The organism is Vibrio sp. T20 (assembly GCF_007858795.1).
In the GTDB taxonomy this organism is placed as follows: Bacteria; Pseudomonadota; Gammaproteobacteria; order Enterobacterales; family Vibrionaceae; genus Vibrio; species Vibrio satsumensis.
Map to the genome: position 1 here is coordinate 1 of NZ_VFEB01000221.1, position 990 is coordinate 990.

General features: G+C 43.2%; 2 protein-coding genes. Both read left to right on the forward strand.

What is annotated here, in order from left to right; genetic code table 11:
- The first annotated feature begins 46 nt into the window (after window positions 1-46).
- Entirely contained in the window at window positions 47-556 is a 510-nt protein-coding gene (locus tag FTW16_RS22135) for a helix-turn-helix domain-containing protein (protein ID WP_146492455.1), read from the forward strand.
- A partial coding sequence (locus FTW16_RS24590) for an IS3 family transposase (RefSeq protein ID WP_261383504.1) occupies window positions 553-990 on the forward strand: 438 nt, incomplete at its 3' end. The genes FTW16_RS22135 and FTW16_RS24590, both read left to right, overlap by 4 nt.

Below are 990 nucleotides of genomic sequence, written 5' to 3' on the forward strand. Positions count from 1 at the left end.
TGAACTGACCCCCAATAGTTGGACACCAATTATTGGGGGTCTTTTTATGTCCAAATATAGCCGAGAGCTAAAATGTATCATTGCTAAGCAATACTTAGATGGCACGTCATCTCTCTACTTAGCAAAACAATATTCAATTTCTTCAAGACAGATACGGTATTGGGCTCAAGTCTTTGCCATCCATGGTACTGATTCATTTTTACCAACTAACCATGCGGCTACTGCTCAGACAAAACGAAAAGCATTGAATTTAATGTGGACGAATGAATGGTCTCTCACGCACACTAGCGCAGTATTAAACCTCTCATCCCCTGGGATACTCTCAGTCTGGCTCAAACGATTTAATGAGCTCGGTATCAAAGGGCTCAAAATGCGCCAGAAAGGAAGACCCTCAATGAAACAGCAACCTCAACGTACCACTAAGCCTGATAATGAAATGACGCTTGAGGAGCTAAAAGAGGAGTTGGTTTACTTACGAACCGAGAATGCCGTTCTAAAAAAGTTGGAAGAGTTGGAGCAGGAAAAAAACCGTCGAACAAAGAAAAAGCGGTCATAGCTCTAACTCTTAAAGGCAAGTACCCGTTGAAGCACTTACTGCACACTCTACAGCTGGCAAAAAGTGTCTTTTATTATCAGGCTCAAACGAGCAAGCGCCCAAATAGCTACGAACGTGAGCTGCGGTTGATAAAGTCAATTTATCATGAGCATAAGGGCCGATACGGCTACCGCCGTATTCACTTGGAATTAAAAAATCAGGGGTTCGTGCTTAACCACAAAACGGTTCAAAGGCTTATGGCTCAGCTCAACCTTAAATCGACGGTCAGGATTAAAAAGTATCGTTCATACCGAGGAGAGTCTGGAACAGCTGCTCCTAACGTGCTTGAAAGAGATTTTAGTGCGACTCAACCCGACGAAAAGTGGGTAACTGATGTCACGGAGTTCAAAGTCAAAGAGCAGAAAGTATACTTGTCTCCCGTTGTCGACTTGTTT